The sequence below is a fragment of the Sorangium sp. So ce362 genome, from assembly GCF_051519845.1.
In the GTDB taxonomy this organism is placed as follows: Bacteria; Myxococcota_A; Polyangia; order Polyangiales; family Polyangiaceae; genus Sorangium.
In genome coordinates, this window is record NZ_CP150332.1 from 9762322 (window position 1) to 9784312 (window position 21991).

17 protein-coding genes are annotated in these 21991 nt (G+C 71.6%); 10 read left to right on the forward strand and 7 right to left on the reverse strand.

What is annotated here, in order from left to right; translation table 11 throughout:
* Positions 1 to 17 precede the first annotated feature (17 nt).
* Positions 18 to 1964 (reverse strand): protein kinase domain-containing protein, encoded by a 1947-nt coding sequence (locus WMF17_RS37600; RefSeq protein ID WP_437645815.1) that lies wholly within the window; start codon positions 1962 to 1964, stop codon positions 18 to 20.
* 278 nt (positions 1965 to 2242) lie between these two features.
* Here WMF17_RS37600 and WMF17_RS37605 point away from each other — a divergent pair, with 278 nt between their 5' ends.
* From WMF17_RS37605 to WMF17_RS37620, 4 genes are all read left to right on the forward strand, one after another.
* The gene (locus WMF17_RS37605; RefSeq protein ID WP_437645817.1) at positions 2243 to 3061 is read left to right on the forward strand and encodes a hypothetical protein; all 819 of its coding nucleotides are present in this window, start codon (positions 2243 to 2245) and stop codon (positions 3059 to 3061) included.
* 573 nt (positions 3062 to 3634) lie between these two features.
* Entirely contained in the window at positions 3635 to 4600 is a 966-nt protein-coding gene (locus tag WMF17_RS37610; protein ID WP_437645819.1) for a glycosyltransferase family 2 protein, read from the forward strand.
* On the forward strand, positions 4597 to 5214 hold the full coding sequence (locus WMF17_RS37615; protein ID WP_437598198.1) for a class I SAM-dependent methyltransferase: 618 nt from the start codon (positions 4597 to 4599) through the stop codon (positions 5212 to 5214). Before WMF17_RS37610 ends, WMF17_RS37615 begins: the two co-directional genes overlap by 4 nt.
* 2 nt (positions 5215 to 5216) lie before the next feature.
* Complete coding sequence (locus tag WMF17_RS37620) at positions 5217 to 6203, forward strand: lysylphosphatidylglycerol synthase transmembrane domain-containing protein (RefSeq protein WP_437598199.1); 987 nt, start codon at positions 5217 to 5219, stop codon at positions 6201 to 6203.
* Between the two features lie 36 nt (positions 6204 to 6239).
* On the opposite strand, the gene WMF17_RS37625 is transcribed toward WMF17_RS37620, so the two are convergent.
* Positions 6240 to 6878: a hypothetical protein gene (locus tag WMF17_RS37625; protein ID WP_437598200.1), complete on the reverse strand. Its 639-nt coding sequence runs from the start codon at positions 6876 to 6878 to the stop codon at positions 6240 to 6242.
* 110 nt (positions 6879 to 6988) lie between these two features.
* On the opposite strand from WMF17_RS37625, the gene WMF17_RS37630 reads away from it, so the two are divergent.
* From WMF17_RS37630 to WMF17_RS37645, 4 genes are all read left to right on the forward strand, one after another.
* Positions 6989 to 9139, forward strand: a complete 2151-nt coding sequence (locus WMF17_RS37630; RefSeq protein ID WP_437598201.1) for a DUF2079 domain-containing protein — start codon at positions 6989 to 6991, stop codon at positions 9137 to 9139.
* Positions 9114 to 9557 carry a universal stress protein gene (locus tag WMF17_RS37635; protein WP_437598202.1) on the forward strand — a complete coding sequence of 148 codons (444 nt, stop codon included), beginning with the start codon at positions 9114 to 9116 and terminating at the stop codon, positions 9555 to 9557. The genes WMF17_RS37630 and WMF17_RS37635 overlap by 26 nt, the downstream gene beginning before the upstream one ends.
* Before the next feature lie 212 nt (positions 9558 to 9769).
* On the forward strand, positions 9770 to 10984 hold the full coding sequence (locus tag WMF17_RS37640) for an ammonium transporter (protein WP_437598203.1): 1215 nt from the start codon (positions 9770 to 9772) through the stop codon (positions 10982 to 10984).
* 510 nt (positions 10985 to 11494) lie between these two features.
* Positions 11495 to 12244, forward strand: coding sequence for a YebC/PmpR family DNA-binding transcriptional regulator (locus tag WMF17_RS37645; RefSeq protein ID WP_437598204.1), 750 nt, complete (start codon positions 11495 to 11497; stop codon positions 12242 to 12244).
* Positions 12245 to 12266: 22 nt separating this feature from the next.
* Here the strand turns inward: WMF17_RS37645 and WMF17_RS37650 are convergent, their stop codons facing one another.
* Together WMF17_RS37650 and coaBC are read right to left on the reverse strand one after the other, a co-directional pair.
* Positions 12267 to 13064 (reverse strand): CPBP family intramembrane glutamic endopeptidase, encoded by a 798-nt coding sequence (locus tag WMF17_RS37650; protein WP_437598205.1) that lies wholly within the window; start codon positions 13062 to 13064, stop codon positions 12267 to 12269.
* A complete protein-coding gene (coaBC, locus tag WMF17_RS37655; RefSeq protein WP_437598206.1) occupies positions 13061 to 14365 on the reverse strand; it encodes a bifunctional phosphopantothenoylcysteine decarboxylase/phosphopantothenate--cysteine ligase CoaBC in 1305 nt (434 codons plus the stop codon). The genes WMF17_RS37650 and coaBC overlap by 4 nt, the downstream gene beginning before the upstream one ends.
* 146 nt (positions 14366 to 14511) lie before the next feature.
* On the opposite strand from coaBC, the gene WMF17_RS37660 reads away from it, so the two are divergent.
* Both WMF17_RS37660 and WMF17_RS37665 read left to right on the forward strand, forming a co-directional pair.
* On the forward strand, positions 14512 to 15045 hold the full coding sequence (locus WMF17_RS37660) for a putative signal transducing protein (RefSeq protein ID WP_437598207.1): 534 nt from the start codon (positions 14512 to 14514) through the stop codon (positions 15043 to 15045).
* A 153-nt stretch (positions 15046 to 15198) separates the two neighbouring features.
* Positions 15199 to 16227, forward strand: a complete 1029-nt coding sequence (locus WMF17_RS37665) for a tryptophan--tRNA ligase (RefSeq protein WP_437645821.1) — start codon at positions 15199 to 15201, stop codon at positions 16225 to 16227.
* A gap of 58 nt (positions 16228 to 16285) precedes the next feature.
* Here the strand turns inward: WMF17_RS37665 and WMF17_RS37670 are convergent, their stop codons facing one another.
* The 3 genes from WMF17_RS37670 to uvrC all read right to left on the reverse strand — a co-directional run bounded on the left by WMF17_RS37670 (position 16286) and on the right by uvrC (position 21952).
* On the reverse strand, positions 16286 to 18031 hold the full coding sequence (locus WMF17_RS37670; protein ID WP_437598210.1) for a VanW family protein: 1746 nt from the start codon (positions 18029 to 18031) through the stop codon (positions 16286 to 16288).
* Between the two features lie 65 nt (positions 18032 to 18096).
* Positions 18097 to 19422: a serine/threonine-protein kinase gene (locus tag WMF17_RS37675; RefSeq protein WP_437645823.1), complete on the reverse strand. Its 1326-nt coding sequence runs from the start codon at positions 19420 to 19422 to the stop codon at positions 18097 to 18099.
* 268 nt (positions 19423 to 19690) lie between these two features.
* Entirely contained in the window at positions 19691 to 21952 is a 2262-nt protein-coding gene (gene uvrC, locus WMF17_RS37680; protein WP_437598212.1) for an excinuclease ABC subunit UvrC, read from the reverse strand.
* Positions 21953 to 21991: the final 39 nt, after the last annotated feature.

A 21991-nucleotide genomic window follows, 5' to 3' on the forward strand; every position in this document is an offset into this window, starting at 1 on the left:
CTTCGCCCTGCACGTCCCTAGAAAATCGGTGTGTCTCCGAAGGGTGGGGGCCCCTGCCGCCCCGGCTTGGCCGATGCCGCCGGCCGGCGCGGCGCGGCGCGGCGCGCCGACCCGACCGGGGTTGCCGGCCTGACCGAGGTTGCGCCCTCCGCTCCGACCGAGGTTGCGCCCTCCGCTCCGACCGAGGCTGCGCCCTCCGCTCCGACCGAGGCTGCGCCCTCCGCTCCGACCGAGGCTGCGCCCTCCGCTCCGACCGCGGCTGCGCCCGTGGCTGCGCTCCCGGCGCCCGTGGCCGCGCCCGCCGCGCCCGTGGCCGCACCCGCCGCGCCCGTGGCCGCACCCGCCGCGCCCGTGGCCGCACCCGCCGCGCCCGTGGCCGCACCCGCGGCGTCGCGCGGCCCCTCCGGCGGGGCGATCCAGCGCGTGGCGAACGCGCTCGCGAGGGAGGCCGAGAGCACCAGCGCGATCAGCATCCACGGCGCCATGCGCACCTCGCGCCCGGCGCGGGCTCCCTCTCCCCGCTCCCCCGAACCGCGCTCGCCCTCCGCGGCCAGCTGCCGGAGCATCGGGCTCGTCGTGCGCACCGCGGGCGGCCGGGACGACCCCTGCGGCGGACCGGACGGCGACGACAGCGCCGTCACCTCCATGATCTCCGTCCCCCGCGTCGTCCTCCCTTGGCTGCCCGGCGCGCGCCCGTCCCCCTCGCGGCCCGCCGGCCACGGTCCAGGCCCGAACGCCGCCGCCCGGACGCTCTCCAGATCCATCGGCGCCGTGCCCCCGGACCCCAGGGCGGGCGCCGGCGACGCCACCACCACCCTGGCCGACGGCTCCCGCCGCGGCACCTCCAGCGTCGGCCCCGTCACCGGCGCCCGGTAGACCGCGCGCCGCGCCGGCCGGTCCGGGATCGGCGGCTCGCCGGGCGGCGTCGCCAGCGAGATCCGGCCCTCCGCCTCGTCCTGCTCGAGGCGCCTGCGCAGCGCGATCATGCCCTGCGCCATCTCGGCCATCGACAGGTACCGCGCCGCCGGCTGCTTCGCCGTCGCGCGCCGGATCACCTCGTCCACGTACGCCGGCAGCCCCGCCACCTCCGACAGCGGCGCGGGATCCGCGAAGAACTGCCAGTTCACGAGCTTCGTCCGGTCGTCGAAGGCGTCGCGGAACGGGTGGCGGCCGGCGATCATCTCCCAGAGCACGAGCCCGAGCGAGTACACGTCGAAGCGCGCGTCCGCCTCGTTCCCGGCGAGGTTCTCGGGCGCCATGTACGCGGCCGTCCCGAGGCGCACGTTCCGCTGGGTCGTCCGCATCTCGTAGGGGATGACCTTCGCGATCGAGAAATCGACGACCTTCACCGACCCGTCGACCGTGAAGGCGATGTTGTCCGGCTTGACGTCGCGGTGGATGATCTGGTTCTCGTGCGCCGCGTCGAGCCCCCACGCGACCTCGAGCGCGACGTGCAGCGCATAGAGCGGCGACAGCCGCCCCTGGCGCTCCAGGACGGTGGCCAGCGTCGGCCCGTCGAGGAACTCCATGAGCATCCAGGCCGTGCCGTCGGCCTCGCAGCCGATGTCGAAGACCTCGACGACGTTGGCGTGCTCGATCCCGAACGTCCCGTGCGCCTCGGCCAGGCTCCGCTCCGCCTTCCTCACGTCCTTCCGGTCGCGCAGGTGCATGATCTTGAGGGCGCACCGCGCCCCGGTGATCCGGTGGCGGGCCTCGTACACCTCGCCCGAGTACCCGGCGCCGATGAAGCGCACGACCTCCACCTGGTGGAAGACCTGACCCGGCGCGAACACCTGCCGCTCGATGGGTTCTCCTGCGTCGATCACGGCGCTGTCCCCCTCCTTCCCGGGGTCCACGCTACTCCACGGGGTCGAGGAAGGGATCTCGTCGGTGGCGGCCAGCGCCGCGGTGGGCAGGACGGCCGTGATGTCCGGCGGCGCGGCGGGCCATTTCGCGTTCTCCATGAGCGGGTGCCTCGCGGGCGACCGCCTCGAAGGAGGCGCCGCCGTCGGCATCCATGTCGGGCCGGCGCCGCCGGAGTGCTCACCGATTCCGCGAGACGCCTCCGAAAAAAGAACGTGCCGGCCGCCGCGAAGCGCTCCCCGGGTCGCGTGGCGCTCCCCTGATCGCGTGGCGCGCCGAGCAAGATTCCGACGGCGCACAGGGGATGAAAGCGCTTGCGGGATCGCGCGCGCCTCTCGTTAAATACAGAGTTTCCTGGGGGAGGATGAGGGAGGAATCGATGGCATCCTATGGATACAGCTTCGTCACGGACAAGGCGTTCAGCGCGTTCGCGCGTGATCTCGATCAGGGAGCTTGGAAGAGCGTCTCTATCGACAAGTACGATGTTCCTAACCGCGTCCCGGCGGCGTTGCTCCTCGAGGCGCCGAAGCCGGTGATCTGGAAGGCGCGCGCGCGCTGGAGCATCGCGGCGCTCGACGAGGCGCTCGGCGTCGCGTCGGCCGCCGCGCTCGCCGAGCTCGACACGGAGTGGGACACTGCCCAGCGGGCGCTGCACCTGTTCCTGGCGTCGGCGGCGGAGAGCAAGGATTCCGCGCAGCGCGACGCGGCCGTCCGGCTCCGCGGCGCCCTGCTCGCGGGGGCCGGCACCGAGCAGACCCGGTACACGTACGACGCCGAGGTCGACCACGGCTGGCACCAGCTCTCGGTCGCCGGCAAGGCGCCGCTCGCCGCCGACGTGAAGAAGGTCGGCGCCGGTCCGTACCTGAAGCGCGTCGAGGAGGCGACCGAGGCGCTCGCCAAGGGGCTCGGCCGCAGCTCCGGCCAGAAGCGCGCGGTCGCGCGGTCGAAGCGCATCCGGGAGGCGGTGGTCGCGTGCACGCAGGCGTTCAACGCCATCCACGACGACATCGGCTGGCTCATCGAGCACACGCCGAGCGGCAAGCACCGCGAGTTCCTCGTGGCGCTCCACGCGCCGTTCCTCGCCCTGCTCGAGCGCAGCCCGCACCGCGCGCCAGCAGCCGCCGCGCCGCAGGAGGAGCAGGACGCCGCCGAGGAGAACGCCGAGGCGCCAGAGGCGCCGGAGAGCACGCCCGAATGAGCGCGACCGCCAGCCGGAGCGCGACCGGCCGGCGGCTCATGCCATCCTGCCGGGCCTCCGCGGCCCTTCCCTGAACCCCTGCCGGGCCTCCGCGGCTCTTCTCCGAACCCCTGCCCGGCCTCCGCACCCCTTCTCCGAACCCCTGCTGGGCCTCCGCACCCCTTCTCCGAACCCCTGCTGGGCCTCCGCAGCTCTTCTCCGAACCCCTGCTGGGCCTCCGCAGCTCTTCCCCGAACCCCTGCTGGGCCTCCGCAGCTCTTCCCCGAACCCCTGCCCGGCCTCCGCAGCTCTTCTCCGAACCCCTGCCCGGCCTCCGCAACCCTTCTCCGAACCCCTGCCCGGCCTCCGCTGCCCTTGCCTGAACCCCTGCCCCTGCCGGTGACCGGCAGCACCTTGCCTTCGCGCGAGCGACATCCGGCGGCGCTTCCCGAGGACGGAACCGCACGTTCCTGTGGCGATCTGCTATCCTCCGCCGCCGTGATTGTGGACCAACCCCCCACACCTGCCCCTACGGAGGCTCAGGAGGACCGAGTCACCTTCGGGCTCTCCGCCTTCGATCCTCGTCCGAGCCTGATGGCGCCCTCCGTTGCGCCAGCCGCCTCGACGGCGCCGCACGTCTCGGTGGTCGTCCCGGGGCTGAACGAGGCGGAGAGCCTCGCCGAGCTCGCGCAGCGCGTCGATCAGGCGCTGAGGGGGCGCTTCACCTACGAGCTCATCTTCGTGGACGACGGCAGCACGGACGACACCTGGGCCGTCATCTCCAGGATCCGCGCGGAGAACCCGGTGGTGAAGGGCATCCGACTGCGGAAGAACTTCGGCAAGGCGACCGCGCTGACGGCCGGCTTCCGCAAGGCGAGGGGCACGGTGGTCGTCACGATGGACGCCGATCTCCAGGACGACCCGGCCGATCTGCCGAGCTTCATCGCCAAGGTCGAGGAGGGGCTCGATGTCGTGGTCGGCTGGAAGGTCAACCGGCTCGACCCCAAGAACCGCCTCGTCCTGTCCCGCATCTTCAACGGGACGGTCCGCTCGGTCACGGGCGTGAAGCTCCACGACATGAACTGCGGCTTCAAGGCGTACCGGAGCGAGGTGCTGCGCACCATCCCGATCTACGGCGATCTCTTCCGGTTCATCCCGGCGCTCGCCGCGTGGCAGGGCTTCCGTGTCGCGGAGATCCCCGTGCGCCATCACGCCCGCAAGTACGGCAGCTCCCGCTACGGCCTGGAGCGCATCCTGCGCGGCTTCTTCGACCTCCTCAGCGTCATGTTCCTGACGCGCTACTCGAAGAAGCCGATGCACCTCTTCGGCCTCATCGGCCTCGTGTTCGCGGCGGTCGGGGTGACGATCAACGCGTACTTGAGCCTCCTCTGGCTGCTCGGATACAGGATCGGCGATCGGCCGCTGCTCCTCCTCGGCGTGCTGATGATCCTCCTCGGCATCCAGTTCTTCTCGATGGGCTTCATCGGCGAGTTTCTCACCTTCCAGATGCAGCAACGGCACCAGGCGGACGAGCTGCCAGTCCGCGAGGAGATCGAGTGATATCCGACGCTTACTTCGGACGCTTCGAGACCGCGAAATACCGGAATGCAGGCGCGCTGAAGCGGAAGCTCATCCAGCGCTTCGCTTCCGCGATTCACGATCTCTTCATCGAGGCGAATCCGGTCCAGCGCGTGCTCGAGATCGGGGTCGGGGAGGGCTTCCTCTCCGGCTATCTCTCCGAGAAGTTCCCGGAGAAGCAGTTCACCGGCGTGGACCTCAACGCCGCCGATATCGAGCGGCTGCAGCGGCTCTTCCCGCACATCCAGGCGCGCGTCGGGAGCGCCTACGATCTCGGCGAGCTGCGCGCGCTCTCGCCCGGGTTCGACCTCGTGATCTGCGCCGAGGTGCTCGAGCACCTCGACACGCCCGACCGGGCGCTCGCCGAGATCCAGCGGCTCGCACCGAAGCGCGTCCTCCTCTCCGTGCCGCATGAGCCGTTCTTCAAGCTCTCGAACCTGCTCGCAGGGAACAACGTGCTCCGCCTGGGCAACGACAGCGATCACGTCAACCACTGGAACCCGACGTCGTTCCGCCGCCTCGTCGAGCCGCGCTTCGACGTGCTGCAGATGACGACCTCCTATCCCTGGATCCTCTGCCTCGCAGCCCCGCGCTGAGCATGCGCCGCACAGTCGTCAGGGCGCTCGTCCGCCTCGTCGGACCGCTCCTGCTCGCGATCGTGATCCTGCGCATCGACGATCGGGGCGCGGTGCTCGACGTGCTCGCCTCGGCCTCGGCTGCCCCGCTCGCGCTCGCCGCGGCGCTGAACCTCGTCAACATCCACCTCAAGGTGGTCCGCTGGGACGCGCTGCTCCGCGCCCGGGGCATCCATTACCCACTCGGGCGCGCCTGGATGTCGTTCCTGACGTCGCTCTACGTCGGCATGCTGACCCCGGGGCGCGTCGGCGACGTCCTCCGGATCCGCTACCTGCGCCATGACCTCGGCGTGCCCTACGCGGAGGGGCTGGCCTCCGTCGTGATGGACAGGCTGTGCGATCTCTATGTGCTGGCCGCGTTCGTCGCCGTCGGCGTGGCGCATTACAGCGCGGTCATCGCTGGCCGCCTGGCCTGGCTGACATGGGGTGGCATTGCGCTCACGGTCCTCGCGCCGCTCGTGCTGCTCATCCCCGGGCTCGCCGAGCGGCTGATGCTCGCCGTGTCCCGCAAATTCGTGAAGGAGCCCGCGGCGGATGCGGAGCCTGGCGCGACCAGCCGTTTCCTCGTGGCGTTGCGGGCCCACGTCGGGCGGGGGCTCTTCGTCGCGCTCCCCGTCACGGTGGCGACGTTCATCGTCAACTTCGTGCAGGGCTACCTGATCGCGAGGGCCCTCGGGATACCGCTCTCGCTGTTCGACGCCACCTGCCTGCTCGCCATCGCGAACCTGCTCGGCCTCCTGCCGATCTCGATCGCCGGCGTCGGCGTCCGTGAGCTCTTCTTCTCCCTCGTGTTCCCGTCGCTCGGTTTCACCGCCGAGCACGGCGTGAGCTTCGGCCTCCTCGTCTTCGCCGTCATCTACCTCACCATCGCCGCCCTGGGCCTCGTGAGCTGGCAAATCGCCCCGCCACCCTCCGCCCCGGCCACCCCCGCCACCCCCGCCCAGCCCTGAATCCCTCCCCCCCGCACCGTTCGCGGCGCGCACCCGCTAGAGAGAGAAGGGGGTGGTCAGGGTGAGGGCCTCCCCGTTGAAGGCCGGCATGCGCAGGGCGGCGGCGCGGAAGGCGTCGCTCACGCACTCGCCGATCTCGGTCCCGACGAAGGGCAGGCCGTCCAGCTCGACCTGGGCCCCGCCGCTCGGCGCGAAGGTCACGGTCACGCTCCCCTCGCCGCTCGGGCCGTCCGGCTGCCAGCAGCGCTGCGCGCGGATCCGGCCGTGCTCGAGCGCGGCGCCCGCGGCCCTGCCCACGCGCAGGCGCGCCGCGTCGACCCGGCGCGACCCGGGATCGTGCCCGTCGTGGGAGCGCGGCAGCACCTCGGCCGACGCGGGGTACGGAGCGCCACGCGGCGGGCAGTGCGCGGGGCGCACCATCGCATAGCCCGTCGCGGTGGCGAAGCCGCACACAGCGAGCGCCACAAGCAGGGCGCGCTGCCCGCCGCCCCGGCCGTGAGGCCCGTCGAACGGGCCGTCGTCGCTGGATCCGCCGCGCAGCCGCTCGACCTCGGCTCGGATCTCGGCGAGCTCCGCATCCCGGGCGGCGAGCGCCGCCTCCCGCTCCTTCAGCTTGGCTTCAAGGGTGTCGATGCGGGCGCGGGCCGCATCGAGATGATCCCGGTAGTGCGACATGGACCCATTCTACCGCGCCCCGCGGGCGGCGCCCTGCCCTTCCGGCGCCCCCCGCGCCGTTCCTTGACAGCGGGGGGTAGGGTCAAGTAGCCGAGGGACCCGCCTCTCCCATGCTAGAAAACCACCGCACCAGGCTGAACAGCGCGCTCGCGAAGCTCGACGGCGCTATCGAGCGGCTCGCGCGCGCCACCTTGACCCTGGCGCCGTGGCCGATCCTCTTCGGCATGTGCGTCGCCGTGACGGCCTGGGTCTTCACCCACCCGAGCCGCCTCGCCCCGTTCGCGACGAACAAGCTGAACGAGCTGGAGCGCCGCTGGATGACCGGCGGCGTCGTCGCCGCCATCGTGGGCGTCGGGCTCGCCTACTTCCTCGTGATGCTGGCGCGGCGGGTCCTGACCCGCTCGTGGGACGTGGTGGGCACGGCAGGCCGCCTCAACCGCGCCCTGCTCCCCCTGCTCGCGCTCCCGTTCGTCGCCGCGCTCAAGCTGCCGAACATCGAGAAGGACAGCCCGAAGACCGCGATCTTCTTCGCCGCCCTCGCCGCCGCGGCGGTGGGCGCGGGCGTCTACGCCTGGGGCCGCGGCGAGCGGTTCGCGCCCGGGCTCGACGAGGCGCCGCCGCGCGCCGGCGCGCTCGCGAAGGCCGGGCGGTGGTTCGCGCCGCTCGCCGTCCTCGCGCTGTGGACAGGCTACAGCGCCTTCTTCTCCCGGCTCGCGCTCACCAACCACCGCGCGCTGCACACGCGGACGACGGACCTCGGATACTACGACAACATCTTCTATCAGTCGATCCACGGCCGGCCGCTCGGCTGCTCCTGGATCAAGGCCGGATACCACGGCTCCGCGCACTTCGATCCCATCCTCGTCCTGCTCTCGCCGCTCTACCTCATCTATCCGAGGGCGGAGTTCCTCCTCGTGCTCCAGTCCGTGTGGCTCGGCGCCGGCGTCATCCCCGTGTACCTGCTCGCGCTCGACAAGCTCGAGCACCGCGGCAAGGCGCTCCTGCTCGCCGCCGCGTGGGCCATGTACCCCGCGCTGCATGGCGCGAACATGTACGAGTTCCACTCGCTCACGCTGATCTCGCCGCTCGTCGTCTGGCTCCTCTACTTCTACGAGACCGGCAGGGACAGGCTGTACTGGGTCACCCTCGCCGCGCTGCTGCTCTGCCGGGAGGACGTCTCCCTGCTGATGTGCTTCATCGGGCTCTACGCCGTCCTCGATCGGCGCGCGGGCAGGACGCGCCTCGGCTGGGTGACCATCGCGACGAGCCTCGTCTACCTCGTCATCGTGAAGCTGTTCTTCATGACGTCGGCCGGCATCATCATGTCGGGCAAGGACGCGTACTCGTTCGCCTACTACTACGAGGACCTCATGCCGAACCGGAGCGGGCTCGGCGGCCTCCTCGTCTCGCTCCTCACGAACCCTGCCTTCGTGCTCAAGGTCATGCTGGAGGAGCCGAAGATCCTCTTCCTGCTCCAGCTCTTCGTCCCCCTTTGCTTCCTGCCCTTCCTCGCCAGACCCGGGCGGTGGATGCTCGCCTACGGGCTCGTGTTCTGCCTGTTCGCCTCGCGCGACGCGGTCTTCTCGATCCACTTCCAGTACTCGTCGGTCCTCTTCCCCATCGCCTTCGCGCTGACGCCGATCGCGATCAAGCAGGTCGAGGACTCCGCGCCGGCCGCGTACCTCGGGCTCGACGGGCGGCGCCTCTCGCGCGCGCTGCTCGCGGCGGTGCTCGTGGCGAGCGCGCTCGTGTCGTGGAAGTTCGGCGGCCTCGTCGACAACGCCTCGTTCAGGGGCGGCTTTGCGCGTGTGGCGCGCAACCTTACGCCCGAGCAGGAAGCCACCTACGCGTGGGTGAGGCAGCAGGTCGAGGCGATCCCGCCCGGCGCGATCGTCGGCGCGACGAACAAGATGGGGCCGCACGTGTCGAACCGGAAGGAAGCGTATTTCTACCCGGGGGACCGCCCCGCGATCCTCCAGTACGTGCTCCTCGACGAGGGGGAGCTCAAGGGCAAGGACCTGGAGCGCCACAACGCGACGGTGAAGCGCGGCGAATTCGTGGAGGTCAGCCGGCTGAAGAAGATGGCGCTGTTCAAGCGGGTGAAGCCGGCGTCGAAGCGGTCGGCGCCGGCGGCGCTCGACGAGCCCCCTACCGGCGACCCGCGTCCGGAGCTACGAAAGCCGGACAAGAACGACGGCGGCGCGCCGCCCGAGCCCACCAGCACCGCGGAGCAAGATGAAGACCCTCCTCCTGGCCCATGACTTCGATGAGACCTCCGAGCTCGCCCTCGACACGGCGATCGAGCTCGCCCGAAAGCTCTCCGCGAAGATCGTCGTTGCGCACGTGTACAGCCTGCCCGTCTACACCTTCCCGGAAGGCTCGTCGCTGATCCCCTCGGCCGAGGACGCCGCGCGCCTCGCCGAGGCGGCGCAGCGGAGCCTCGATCAGGTGCTCGAGCACCGGCGCGGCGCGGGCGGCGTCGAGATCTCGGGCGTGCTGCGCGCCGGCGTCCCCGATGAGGAGATCTGCCGGCTCGCGGAGGAGATCGGCGCCGACATGATCGTGATCGGGACGCACGGGCGCGGCGCGATCGCGCGGGCGCTGCTCGGCAGCGTGGCCCAGCGGGTGGTGCGCGCGGCGAAGGTCCCGGTGCTGACCATCCGCGGCCCGCAGCCCTGAGTTGCACGGCGGGGGCACGCGCCCCCGCGATCCACCAGTGACTTCCAACACGGGGTGCCGCTTCGGGCCTGACGTAGGTGCATCAGGAAACGATCGCGTCCGGGATCGGGTGCAGCCGGATCGGGCATTAGAAATTTCCTTACTCGCTGCCAAATGCGTCCGGCCGCGGGTCCGAAACCTCGTTGAAACTTCGGGCACGTTACGCCCGAGCCATGAAGATCGACACTGGGGATACGGCCTGGCTCCTCGCATCGACAGCCCTCGTCCTTTTCATGACGCCGGGCCTCGCCCTGTTCTACGGCGGCATGGTGCGCCGCAAGAACGTGCTCTCGACGCTCATGCACTCGTTCGCGGCGCTCGCGGTGATCTCCGTGCAGTGGGTGGCGATCGGGTACTCGCTCGCGTTCGGCACGTCGCAGGGTGGGCTCATCGGCGGGCTCGACTATATCGGCATGCGCGGACTTGGAGGGGTGGAGCGGGGAACCGTGCCGCACCTCGCCTTCGCGGCGTTCCAGATGATGTTCGCGGTGATCACGCCCGCGCTCATCGCGGGGGCGTTCGCCGAGCGCATGCGGTTCCCGGCGTACCTGGTCTTCATCCTGCTCTGGTCCACGCTCGTCTATGATCCCGTCGCCCACTGGGTGTGGGCGGAGAAGGGCTGGCTCTTCGAGATGGGGGCGCTCGACTTCGCGGGCGGCACCGTGGTTCACCTCGCCGCGGGCGTCTCGGCGCTGATCTGCTCGCTCGTGCTGGGCAAGCGCACGGGGTACCCGCACGAGCGGCACGTGCCGCACAACCTGACGATGACCCTGACGGGCACGGGCATCCTCTGGTTCGGCTGGTTCGGGTTCAACGCCGGCAGCGCGCTCACCTCGGGCGGGCTCGCGGCGCTGGCGATGCTCGACACGCACCTCGCGGCGGCGGCCGGCGGCGCGGCGTGGCTCTTCGTCGAGTGGGCGCAGCGGGGCAAGCCGACAGCGCTCGGCGTCGCGTCCGGCATCGTGGCCGGGCTCGTCGGCATCACGCCGGCGGCCGGGTTCGTCGCGCCCTGGGCCGCGGTCGTGATCGGCCTGCTCGCGGGCGCGGTCTGCTACTTCGCGGTCGTCTCGAAGGAGCGCCTCCGCTACGACGACTCGCTCGACGCGTTCGGCGTGCACGGCGTGGGCGGCCTCCTCGGCGCGCTCCTCACCGGCGTCTTCGCGGAGAAGGCCCTGAACGAGGCCGGCCGCGACGGCGTGATCGCCGGCAACCCCGGTCAGATGGTGCCGCAGCTCGCCGGCATCGTGGCCGTCGGGCTGTACGCCGCGCTCATGACCTTCCTGCTCCTCAAGCTCGTCGACAAGCTGATCGGCCTGCGCGTGGCCGAGAGCGACGAGCGCGAGGGCCTCGACGCCACCGAGCACGGCGAGACCGGCTACGCGCTGTAACACGGCGGGGGCACGCGCCCCCGCCGCCCCGCCGAGCCGAGCTCGGCGGGGCCCCACCACGTTAGTTACACGGCGGGGGCACGCGCCCCCGCCGCCCCGCCGAGCCAAGCTCGGCGGGGCCCCACCACCCCGCGATCCACCTGCGCCCTCCGATACGTTCTGCCGCTTCGGGCCTGGCGTGCGTGGCATCGGGGGACCATCGCGTCAGGGAGCGGACGCGAGGCGCGCGCGATGGGGGGCGGGCCTCGGCCGCGCTCGATCTCCTGGTCCGGAGGGGTACGGGCGGCCGAGGCACCGTCGTGGTTGCCTCCACACGGGCGCACCGCTAGAGCGACAGACGGTCCGAAACGCGGGGGCGCTGGGACCGCCAAGAGATGGTCGACCTCTCATGGCGGTCCCGGCGCCTCGGCGATCCCTCTCCTCGGACCAATCGGTGCTCCAGCTAGCGCCGAACCTTTCCCCTGGGCGCGCTCCGCGAGCGAGCGCCCCGTCATCACGGAGCAGACAGGCATGAGCGGCCATTCCAAGTGGGCCACCATCAAGCGGAAGAAGGGCGCCCTCGACGCAAAGCGCGGCAAGCTCTTCACGAAGCTCATCAAGGAGATCACCGTCGCCTCGCGCATGGGCGGCGGAGACCCGAACGGCAACCCGCGCCTCCGTAAGGCGGTCAACGACGCCAAGGGCCAGGCGATGCCCGCCGACACGATCAAACGCGCCATCCAGCGCGGCACCGGCGAGATCGAGGGCGCGAACTACGAGGAGATCCTCTACGAAGGCACCGGCCCCGGCGGGACCCTGTTCCTCTGCGAGGCGATGACCGACAACCGGAACCGCACCGTCGCCGAGATCCGGAAGATCTTCGAGAAGAACAACGGGCAGCTCAGCGCCGGCGGCTCCGCGCAGTGGGCCTTCGACCGGAGGGGGATCCTCCTCATCGCGAAGGACGCGGCGACGGAAGATCAGCTCATGGACATCGCCGTGGGCGCGGGCGCCGACGACTACAGCGACCAGGGCGAGGAGTGGCAGGTGCTCTCCAGCGTCGAGAGGATCGAGCCCGTCGTGAAGGCGCTCGAGGACGCGAAGATCCCGGTGAAGTCGAGCGGCGCAGGCTACGTCCCCAAGACAAAGAAAGAGGTCGCGGGCCGCGACGCCGAGGTCTGTCTCAACCTCGTCGACTCGCTCGACGACCACGACGACGTGCAGAACGTCTACGCCGACTTCGACATCCCCGAAGAGGAGCTCGCGAAGCTCGAGGGGTGATCCCGGCGAGGGCGCCCGGACGTCACGGGCGCCAGATCGGGAAGCTCACGATCGCCCACGAGAAGAACGCGTGGGCGAAGATCGCCGGCGGCAGGCGGCCGGTCCGGTGCACCACGCGACCCCACACGAGCGAGCAGCCGAGGCCCGCCGCGACGAGCAGCGGGTTCGGCCCGGCGAGCGGATCGCCGAGCAGAAAGAGCGTGGGGGCGTGCGCGGCGGCGAACAGCGCGCTCGACAGCAGCCAGGCGGTCACCGGACCGAACGGCCCCTCGAGCGCGCGCATGACGAGCCCACGCCAGACGACCTCCTCGAGCGCGGCAACGACGAAGACGACCGCGCCGGCGAACACGCGCGCGTCGGCCAGGGGGTCGCCGAGCTGGAGGTACAGGCGAAAGAGCCACGCCTCGCGCGGCGAGCCCCGCGGGGCGAGCGCCAGCTGCACCGCCATGGCCAGGCCGTAGAGCACCGCCGCGACGAAGGCGCCGCGCGCGAGATCGCCCGAGAGGGGGCGGAGCGCGGCGCGGAGCTCGCCGCGCCGGCGGAGCCACATCACGGTCACCGCCGCGAGGACGGCGTAGAGCGCGCCGAGCGCCGCGAGCATGCCGGGCGCGCCCGCGCGATCGGGGTGGAACGCGTACGAGACCGCGAGCGCGACGCCGGCGGTGACGGACGCGGCGATGAGCGCGGCCTCGCGGCGCGAGGCCCGCGGCGGCTCGCGCGGATCGGTCGCCCCCGGATCGCGCGGCCGGGCCAGGAGGGCCGAGCCCGGGGCGGCCGGCGGGGGCGCGACGGCAGGAGGCGCGGCGTCGCCCGGCATCATCGCGCGCACAGCTGCACGACCCTGTCGAGGATGCGGTCGGCGAGCACGGGCTTGGGCAACACGCCGAGCGAATCGGCGGCGTCGCGGGTCACGATCGTGGCGCGGTTGTCGTCCCGGCCGAACGAGTCCGCCGCGTGGTTGGCGACGATCATGTCGACGCGCTTGGCCGCGAGCTTGTGCCGGGCGTAGGCGATCACGCCGTCGTCCGTGGCGGTCTCGACGGCGAACCCGACGAGCACCGGCGGCCGCGCTCCGTCGGCGCGCGCGGCGCCGGCGCGCGCGAGGCCGACCTCGGCGAGCAGGTCGGGGTTCGGGACGAGCGGCAGCGAGGCGAGATCGGGCGTCCGCTTCAGCTTTGTCGCGTGCTGCTCGGCCGGGCGGTAGTCGGACACCGCGGCCGTCATGATCAGCACGTCGGCGCCGCGCAGGTCCTCGCCGAGCGCCTGCCAGAGGGCGGTGCGCATCGCGAGCGCGCCGCGCACGTCGACGCGCCGCGCGCCGGGCGGCGTGGCGAGCGACACGGGACCGGCGATGAGCGTGACCTGCGCCCCACGGAGCGCGGCCCGCTCGGCCACGGCGAAGCCCATCTTGCCGGTCGACCGGTTGCCGAGGAACCGCACGGGATCGAGGTCCTCGAGCGTGGGCCCCGCGGTGATGACGACGCGGCGCCCCGCGAGATCGCGCGGGGCGAGCCGCGAGAACGCCGCGGCCGCGATCGCCGCGGGATCGGCCATGCGCCCGAGGCCGCGATCGCCCGAGGCGACCTCGCCGAAGACCGGGCCGACGAGCTGAACGCGCCCGTCGGCCTCGAGCGAGGCGACGTTCCGCGCCGTCGCGGGGTGCGCCCACATGCGGGGGTGCATCGCCGGCGCGGCGAGCACCGGGCCCTTCGCGCACAGGGCGAGCGCCGTCACGAGATCGTCGGCGCGCCCGGCGGCGAGGCGGGCGAGCAGGTCGGCGGTCGCGGGCACGAGGAGCACGAGGTCGGCCTCGGCGGCGAGCGCGACGTGCAGCTCGCCCGCGAAGCCCGGGTCCCACATCGTGTCGCGCACCGGCTCACCGCAGAGCCCGCTCAGCGTCATGGGCCCGAGGAACTGCTGCGCCGCGCGGGTCATGATCGGGAGCACGCGCGCGCCGCCCTGGATCAGGAGCCGGGCGACCTCGGCGGCCTTGTAGGCGGCGATGCTGCCGGAGACCGCGAGCGCGACGGTCGGTCGCCCGCCGGCCGAGGCGTGGACAGCGGCCGGCGGAGCGGGGGTATCGGGATGAGGCGCAGGAGATGACGGTGTTCGGCCGGACATGACGCAGGTGCCAGCGTGGGGGAACCGCTTCGCGGTCCCGGCAAACATCGGTCGGGGGATCCGCTCCGCGGTCCACCTCCGCCCACCGTGGCACGAAAACCGGCAGCCGTACACGCTGCGCCGTGGGCGGATGCTACCCTTGCCGGGTGCGCTCCTTCGATCGGCCGCGGAGCCGCGCCCCGGCCGGCTCCGAGCAGCTCGTCACGGTGGCGACGTACAGCGAGTCCGTCGAGGCGCAGATGGGACGCTCGGCCCTGTCCGCTCATGGCATCCGCGCCTTCCTCGCCGATGAGCACGCGGCGACGCTGACCCCTCATTATATCGGCAGGTCCCTCGGCATCCGGCTCCAGGTGCCGCGCGCGGAGCTGGAGCGAGCAGCCGAGATCCTGAAGCCGCCGCCGCCCGTCGATGACGATCGCGAGCTCGACGAGGACGACGAGGTGGCCGAGCTCGATGGGCCGAGGTGCCCGGCGTGCGGAGCGCGCTACGCTTACCGCGAGTGGGCCCCGGGTCAGATCGTCGCCCTCATCGCGCTGCTCGGGTTGCCGCTCCTCGTCCTGAAGAAGCGGTGGCACTGCCGCAAATGCCACGCCTACTGGGCCCCGGAGGCAGCTGCGCCGAAGCGCGGAAGCCCCTACCGCGCTCCGCGCGGCGGGGCCGTGCGGCGCTCGAAGGGCTAGTGTGTCGGGCAGCGTCCGCGACGCGGCGCCCGGGTGCCCGCGCCTGCCACCGTGACGCGACGCCCAGAAATCCATGGCGGGATTTCTGGCACGCAGCACTAGCATCACCCGCCGAGAGCTCGTAATGGGCTCCCTCAGAGGAACACGAGAACCATGGCAAGCACCGTCCTCACCGGCATCAAGCCCACCGGAACGCCACACCTCGGCAACTTCGTGGGGGCGATCAAGCCGGCGCTCGCGCTCGCAGGGACCGCATCGAACGCGCTCTACTTCGTCGCGGACTACCACGCGCTCAACGCCATCCACGACGCGCAGAAGCTCCGCGGCCTGGTCCACGAGGTTGCCGTGACATGGCTCGCGCTCGGCCTCGACCCCGAGAAGGTCATCTTTTACCGGCAATCCGACATCCCGGAGATCTTCGAGCTCACCTGGATCCTCTCCTGCTTCACCGCGAAGGGGCTCATGAACCGCGCGCACGCCTACAAGGCCGCTGTCGCCAGGAACATCGAGTCCCGCGCCGGAGCGTCGAGCGCCGCGAACGTGGAGGACATGGACGACCTCGACGCCGGGATCAACATGGGCCTCTATAGCTATCCGGTGCTGATGGCGGCCGACATCCTCCTGTTCAAGACGAATGTCGTGCCCGTGGGCAAGGACCAGGTCCAGCACATCGAGATCGCCCGTGACATCGCGCAGCGGTTCAACGCGCTCTACGGCCCGACCCTGGTCCTGCCCGCGGCGCGCATCAGCACCGACACCGCGGTGATCCCGGGCCTCGACGGCCGCAAGATGAGCAAGAGCTACGACAACACCATCTCGCTCTTCCTGCCGCCGGAGAAGCTGCGCAAGACGATCTTCAAGTACAAGACGGACTCGTCGCCCCCGAGCGAGCCGAAGGATCCGGACGCGTCGCCGCTGTTCCACCTCTACCGGGAGTTCGCGACGCCGGAAGAGACGGAGGCGCTCCGGGGCCGCTACCGGAGCGGCATCGGCTGGGGCGAGGCGAAAGAGGCCGTGTTCGAGGTGCTGAACCGCGCGCTGGAGGAGCCGCGGCGGCGCTACGCCGAGCTCATGGCCGACACGGCGGGCGTCGACGCCCTGCTCGCGGAGGGCGCGGTGCGCGCGCGGCAGATCGCGAGCGCGACCCTTCAGGAGATACGCCGGGCGGTCGGCGCGCGCTGAAGGCCGGCGCCTGCCCGGCGCCGACCGCCGCCGCCGGCGCCAGGCAGGCGCCGGTCGCTCAGCCGTCGTCGCCCTTCTTCTTCTGCCGCTTCTTGCTCTTGCCGCTCTTCGCCTCGTCGCCCGCCGGGTCCTTCTGGCCTCGGGCTTCTCTCGCCGCTTTGCTCTCGGACGCGGGCTCGCTCGTGGCCTGCATGATGGCGGTGCCCTCGGCGGGCGGGGCGTCTTCACCCCGCGCGCGGCCGCCTTCGCGGTCATCCCCCTTCGCGCGGAAGGTGCCGATCCCCGCGCGCTCGGTCCAGCCGCGCTCGCCGGTGAGCCCCGGCTCGCGGCTCTCGACGGTGCCGCCGCCCGGCTCGGGGCCGGTCACGCCGGGCGTGCGGACGTCCGGGCCCTGCGTGACGACGAGGTACTCGTCCGCCACGTACTCGGGGTGATTGTCGTCGGCCACCTTGACCGCCGGGTCGCGCGGGCCGCTCCCGACATGGACGATCTGCGTGGTCGGCGGGTAGCTGTCGCTCCACTTCTCCCGCACCCCATACGCGCCGTCGCGGACGACCCGCGAGCTCGTCGTCCTGAAGCCGGGGATGCCGCGCTGGGCGAGCACCCGTGTCCCCTCAGGCAGCTTCGGCGCCGGGCGCTCCAGCTCCTCGAACGGGACGACCGCGTCGACGCGGCGAAAGTACGTGACCGTGAGCTTGCGCGAGGGGCCGAGGATCTCGGCGCGCACGACGCCGCCGGCGACCGTCTGGTGGAGCACGACCGGGAAGTCGAACGGGTTCCTGAAGCGATAGTTGATCGTCGGATAGACGACGGTCGCGTCGAGGCCGAGCTTGATGTAGTAGCTCGGACGGGAGTGCGGATAGCGCTCGACGATCTCGAGCCCCGCGAAGAACGCAGCGCCGTGGAGCGTGCCCGAGATCTGGCAGGTCCCGCCGCCGAGCCCGTCGACGAGCTCCCCCTGGGCGATGACCGGAGCGACGCGGTACCCGTGCGCCTCGTCGCGCGGGCCGACCGTCTCGTTGAAGTCGAAGATCTCCCCCGGCAGGACGACCACCCCATCGAGCTTCGAGGCGGCGAGCCGGAGGTTATACGTCCTCTCCTTGGACCTCGCCCCGGTCGCGTAGCGCGTCTCGAAGTAGCCGAGCACCTGGTCGAATTTGACGTTGCCGAGCTGCTCCGCGACGAGCTTCGGCGCGATCGTCTCGACGCTGGCCTGCGCCGTGTCCTCGCCCGCCCGGAGGGCGGCGTCGATCCGCGCGAGCGTGCCGTAGACGTCCAGCCGATACCCGATCTTCTCGGGCCTGAGCTGCTTCGACTCCAGGTCGACATAGGCGTCGACCGCCGGCGAATCGAGCTCGACCTTCAGATCGAGCAGCTTGCCGATCGCCCGCTCGGAGTCGAGGAGGAGCGGGATCGGGATGTCGAGCGGCGCGTCCTCGTCGTCGCGCTCGTGCGCGCGGCGGAGCGCGCTCGCCGGGCGGAGCGCCTCGCGGACGAACTCGGCGAGGCGGACCCGGTTGATCTCGACGCCGAGGTCGTTGCGGCGGAGCGCGCGCGCGGAGCCGTCGGGGAGCACGATCCGGATCTCCCCTGTGGCGTAGCGGCGCACGAGGTCGAGCGCGTTGGCCACGACGTCGCCGCCCGCCGGCACCGGCACCTGCGCCACGCGGAGGACCGGCGGAGGCTTCGGGCCGTCGTCCGCCGGCGGCGGCAGCACGAGGTAGGTGATGACCAGGCCGCTCGTGACGAAGATCGCCACAAGCGCGGCGAACCGCCAGAGCTCCGGCGAGCGGCGAAGATCCATGGGAGGGAGGCCATCTTGGAAAGCCATCCCCGACCCGTCAAGGAAACGCCGCCGCCGGCGGGCCGCTACGGGGCAGCGCGCTCCCCGGGGGCGCGCCCGCGCAGCGCCTTCGACGCGGCGCGGGCGGCCCTGAGGACCGGCGCCTCGATGGAGCCCGCGCTAGGCACGATCAGACCGCCCCGCCCGTGCGACGCGCGGGGGCCGGGCGACGACCGCAGGAGGTACGCGCCCGCGAGCGCCACGAGGACCGCGAGGGCGACGGAGGCCACGGGCACGAGCCAGCGCCGAGCGCGCCCGTCGGGCGGCGGAGAGCTCGGTGGCCCGCTCGCGCCGCGCTCCACGATCGCGCGCCCGGGAGGGTCGACGGCCTCTGGCGAGCTCGGCTGCGGGGGCGGCTCGTCGAGCCCGATCGGGCGCTCGCGTGCGATCTGCATGGCCTCCTGGATCGCGGCGCGCCGGCGCTCGCCGCGCGGGCCGAGCCGCTGCTGCATCAGCGCGGCGAGCTCGTCCGACGTGGCGAGGGGCATCGCGAGCGACACCTGCTCGATGGCGCGGCGCAGCTCGGCCATCGTGGCGAAGCGCTCGTCCCTCGGCTTCGCGAGCGCCTTCATGACGATGCGCCCGACGTCCTCCGGGAGCGAAGGGACGAGGGTGCGCGGCGGCTCGGCGGCGGTCTTGTCGCAGATGCGGCGCACCGTCGCAGGCTCGTTCTCGGCGAGGAAGGGGTGCTTGCCCGTCACGAGCTGATAGAAGACGATCCCGAGCGTGAAGACGTCGGTGCGCCGATCGATGGGCTCGCTGCCCGCCTGCTCCGGCGACATGTACGCGTACTTGCCCTTCACCTGGCCGACCTTGGTTCGCTGCAGGTTCGAGGCGGCCTTGGCGACGCCGAAGTCGAGGATCTTCACCGACCCGTCGTAGCCGACCAGGACGTTTTGCGGCGAAACGTCGCGGTGAACGAGGCCGACGAGCTTGCCGTCGCGGCCGCGCAGCTCGTGCGCCGCGTGCAGGCCGAGGGCCGCCTCGCCCACGATGCGGAGCGCGACGGGGAGCGGGACGCCGCCGCGCGCCTTGCTCTCGCGGAGAACCAGGTTGAGCGGCTCGCCGTCGATGAGCTCCATCACCTGATAGAGGACGCCGTCCTCCTCGCCCACATCGATGGTCTCTGCGACGTTCGGGTGGTGGATCTGCGAGACCAGCGTGGCCTCGTCCAGGAACATCGCCTCGAAGTCGGGGTCGTCGCTCAGCTCGGCGCGCAGCAGCTTGACGGCGACGATCCTCGGGAGCTGACCGCTCGTCCGAGCGGCCCACACCGAGGCCATGCCCCCGAGCGCAATAGGAACGAGGAGCTCATACCGACCGAGCGTGTGGCCAGCGCGTACTTCTCCCATGGTGCTCACGTGCCGCGTAACCCCGGAACGAGGCAGTCCCCGCCGGGAATGGAGCCCCCGAGCGCGGCCTCCATGAGGTCGGGTCCGCGAGAAGCGCTCGGTGTGCCAGGTGGTGTTCTTGCTCGAGGATCGACAGCGTGCGCCCGGAGCGAAGCCGGGCGCCCGTTGCTCGGATCGTCGCAGAGAACGCCTTGGCGCTCAACCCGGAACGCTGTTCGGTCGCAGCGTGATCTTTACACGGTGCATCGCAGAGCGGGCCCGCCTGCGCTCACCGGGTGAGCGCCGGATCCTTGTCGGGATCGCCGCCGTCCTCGACCGGCGCCGGCGCGGCGGGCGGCGGGGCCTCGGGAGACGGGATGACCTTGCGCAGCGCGGACAGGTGGCGCTTTGTGACGCCGGTGACCGCCAGGATCTGAGCGTCGGTCGCGCGGCGCACGCCCTCCAGGGAACCGAGCTCCCGGAGGAGCGCCGTCCTCACCGGGCTGCCGAGCCCTGGGATGTCCTCGATCTCGGAGCGGAGGCGCCGCGCTTTGCCGAGCCGCTTGCGTGCGTGGTTGGCGAAGCGGTGCGCCTCGTCGCGCGCCCGCGCCAGGAAGAAGAGGGCCGAGCTCGTGGAGCGGAGCGGGATACCGTTCTTCTGGCCAGGCAGGTAGACGCGGTCGACGAGCTTCTCGCCGGCCTGCGTCTCGCGCTCCTTCGCGAGACCGACGATCGGTAGGTCGTGCAGGCCGAGATCGCGCGCCGCCGACAGCGCGACCTGGAGCTGGCCGCGCCCGCCGTCGACGACGAGCAGGTCCGGCAAGTCCCACTCGGCTCCGCCGGACTGCGCGCTCTTCGGCGCCTCGCTGCCCGGGCCGGCCGTCTGCCGCTCCGCGAACACCTGCGCAGATTCCGTCTCCGGCGGAGCGTCGCCCGCGCTCACCGGGCCGCTCGTCTCTTCGGCCGCGTCGCCGTCGGTCTCATCGCCCTCGGGCCGTTCGTTCTCGGTCACATCGCCCTCGGGCGCATCGTTCTCGGTCACGTCCTCCGTCACGTCGCCGTCGATCACGTCGCTCGCGGCCGCCTCGGAGGCGCCGGGCGCGGCGACATCGGAGTCTCCGGCCACGGCGTCTGCGAGGGCCGGCGGGCTCGCCGGCCGAGCGGCCTTGCCGCGGCGGAAGCGTCGCGCGAGCACCTCGTACATCGCGGCGTAGTCGTCGCCGTCGGCCACGCTCTTCACGTTGAAGGTGCGGTAGCGCTTCTTGTCGGGCTGACCGTCGAGGAGCGCCACGATCGATCCCACGGTGTCGCCGCCGCCGAGATGCGAGATGTCGCAGCACTCGATGCGACGCGGGAGCGTCGGGAGGCGGAGGCGCTCCCTGAGCTCCTCGAGCCGGGCCTCGAGATCGTCGGAGCTCCTCTGCTTCTCGCGGAACGCGTGAGCTGCGTTCTCGCTCGCCATCTTGAGCAGATCGGCGCGGGGCCCGCGCTGAGGCACGAAGAGCGTCACCTTGCGGCCGCGCCGATCGCCGAGCCACTCCGCGACGCCCTCCGCGCCGTCGGGCAACACGGGCACGAGGACCTCATCGGGGATCATGGTGGACGCGACGCCATAGTACTCGTTCAGGAAGCCGCCGAGCACCTCGTCGTCCGGCAGCTCCATGTTGCGGAGCGAGAAGGACAGCGTGTCTGTCACGCGCCCCTGGCGCACCATGATCACTTCGACCTCCACGAGCGTCCCCTCGCGGTAGAGGCCCACCACGTCTTGATCGACGTCCTTCACGTAGACGACGCGCTGCGCTTCCCGCACCGTCTCGACCGCCCGGAGCTGATCGCGGTAGATGGCGGCGCGCTCGAACTCGAGCTCCCGCGACGCGTCCCGCATTCGCGCGGTGAGCTCGCCCGTGAGCTCGTCATGGCGCCCCTCGAGGAAGAGCGCGACCGAGCGGACCATCTCCGTATAGAGCTCCCGGTCCACATCCATCACGCACGGCGCGAGGCAACGCTTGATCTGGTACTGCAGGCAGGGGCGCCGGCGCGACGCCATCTCGGCATCGGAGCAGGTGCGGAGCTGGAAGTGCTTGTTGACCAGGTGGAGCGTCCGCCGCGCGCTCGTCGCCGAGTGGTACGGGCCGAAATAGCGGGCCTTGTCCGGGGCGGGACGGCGGACCGTCTCGAGCATCGGCCACTCCTTCTGCGTGTCGAGCTTGAGGCAGAGGAAGTCCTTGTCGTCACGCAGCTTGACGTTGAACCGCGGCTTGTGCTGCTTGACGAGCTCGTTCTCCAGTACGGCCGCCTCCTTCTCGGTGGCGGTCACCACCGTCTCCAGATCGGCCACGATCTTCCGGAGTATCGGGATGAAGTACCGGGCGTCGCTCCCGCTCTCCTGAAAGTAGCTGCGGACGCGCGAGCGCAGGCTCTTCGCCTTGCCGACGTAGACGACGGCGCCCGTCTTGTCGATGAACAGATAGCAGCCAGGCTTCGTCGGGAGCGAGGCGAGCTTGGCTGCGAGGAGGGCTTCGGGATCCTGCTTGGCGCTCGGGTTGACCACGGCCGGAACGATCTAGAAGTCGCGCGCGCCGGCAGCAAG

Coding starts and splice junctions, on each gene's coding strand:
- WMF17_RS37670 (WP_437598210.1), bottom strand. CDS start 18,031: ATGGATCTTCGCCGCTCGCCGGAGCTCTGGCGGTTCGCCGCGCTTGTG.
- WMF17_RS37605 (WP_437645817.1), top strand. CDS start 2,243: ATGGCATCCTATGGATACAGCTTCGTCACGGACAAGGCGTTCAGCGCG.
- WMF17_RS37640 (WP_437598203.1), top strand. CDS start 9,770: ATGAAGATCGACACTGGGGATACGGCCTGGCTCCTCGCATCGACAGCC.
- WMF17_RS37630 (WP_437598201.1), top strand. CDS start 6,989: ATGCTAGAAAACCACCGCACCAGGCTGAACAGCGCGCTCGCGAAGCTC.
- WMF17_RS37665 (WP_437645821.1), top strand. CDS start 15,199: ATGGCAAGCACCGTCCTCACCGGCATCAAGCCCACCGGAACGCCACAC.
- WMF17_RS37650 (WP_437598205.1), bottom strand. CDS start 13,064: ATGATGCCGGGCGACGCCGCGCCTCCTGCCGTCGCGCCCCCGCCGGCC.
- WMF17_RS37600 (WP_437645815.1), bottom strand. CDS start 1,964: ATGGAGAACGCGAAATGGCCCGCCGCGCCGCCGGACATCACGGCCGTC.
- WMF17_RS37635 (WP_437598202.1), top strand. CDS start 9,114: ATGAAGACCCTCCTCCTGGCCCATGACTTCGATGAGACCTCCGAGCTC.
- WMF17_RS37620 (WP_437598199.1), top strand. CDS start 5,217: ATGCGCCGCACAGTCGTCAGGGCGCTCGTCCGCCTCGTCGGACCGCTC.
- WMF17_RS37645 (WP_437598204.1), top strand. CDS start 11,495: ATGAGCGGCCATTCCAAGTGGGCCACCATCAAGCGGAAGAAGGGCGCC.
- WMF17_RS37675 (WP_437645823.1), bottom strand. CDS start 19,422: ATGGGAGAAGTACGCGCTGGCCACACGCTCGGTCGGTATGAGCTCCTC.
- WMF17_RS37610 (WP_437645819.1), top strand. CDS start 3,635: ATGGCGCCCTCCGTTGCGCCAGCCGCCTCGACGGCGCCGCACGTCTCG.
- coaBC (WP_437598206.1), bottom strand. CDS start 14,365: ATGTCCGGCCGAACACCGTCATCTCCTGCGCCTCATCCCGATACCCCC.
- WMF17_RS37625 (WP_437598200.1), bottom strand. CDS start 6,878: ATGTCGCACTACCGGGATCATCTCGATGCGGCCCGCGCCCGCATCGAC.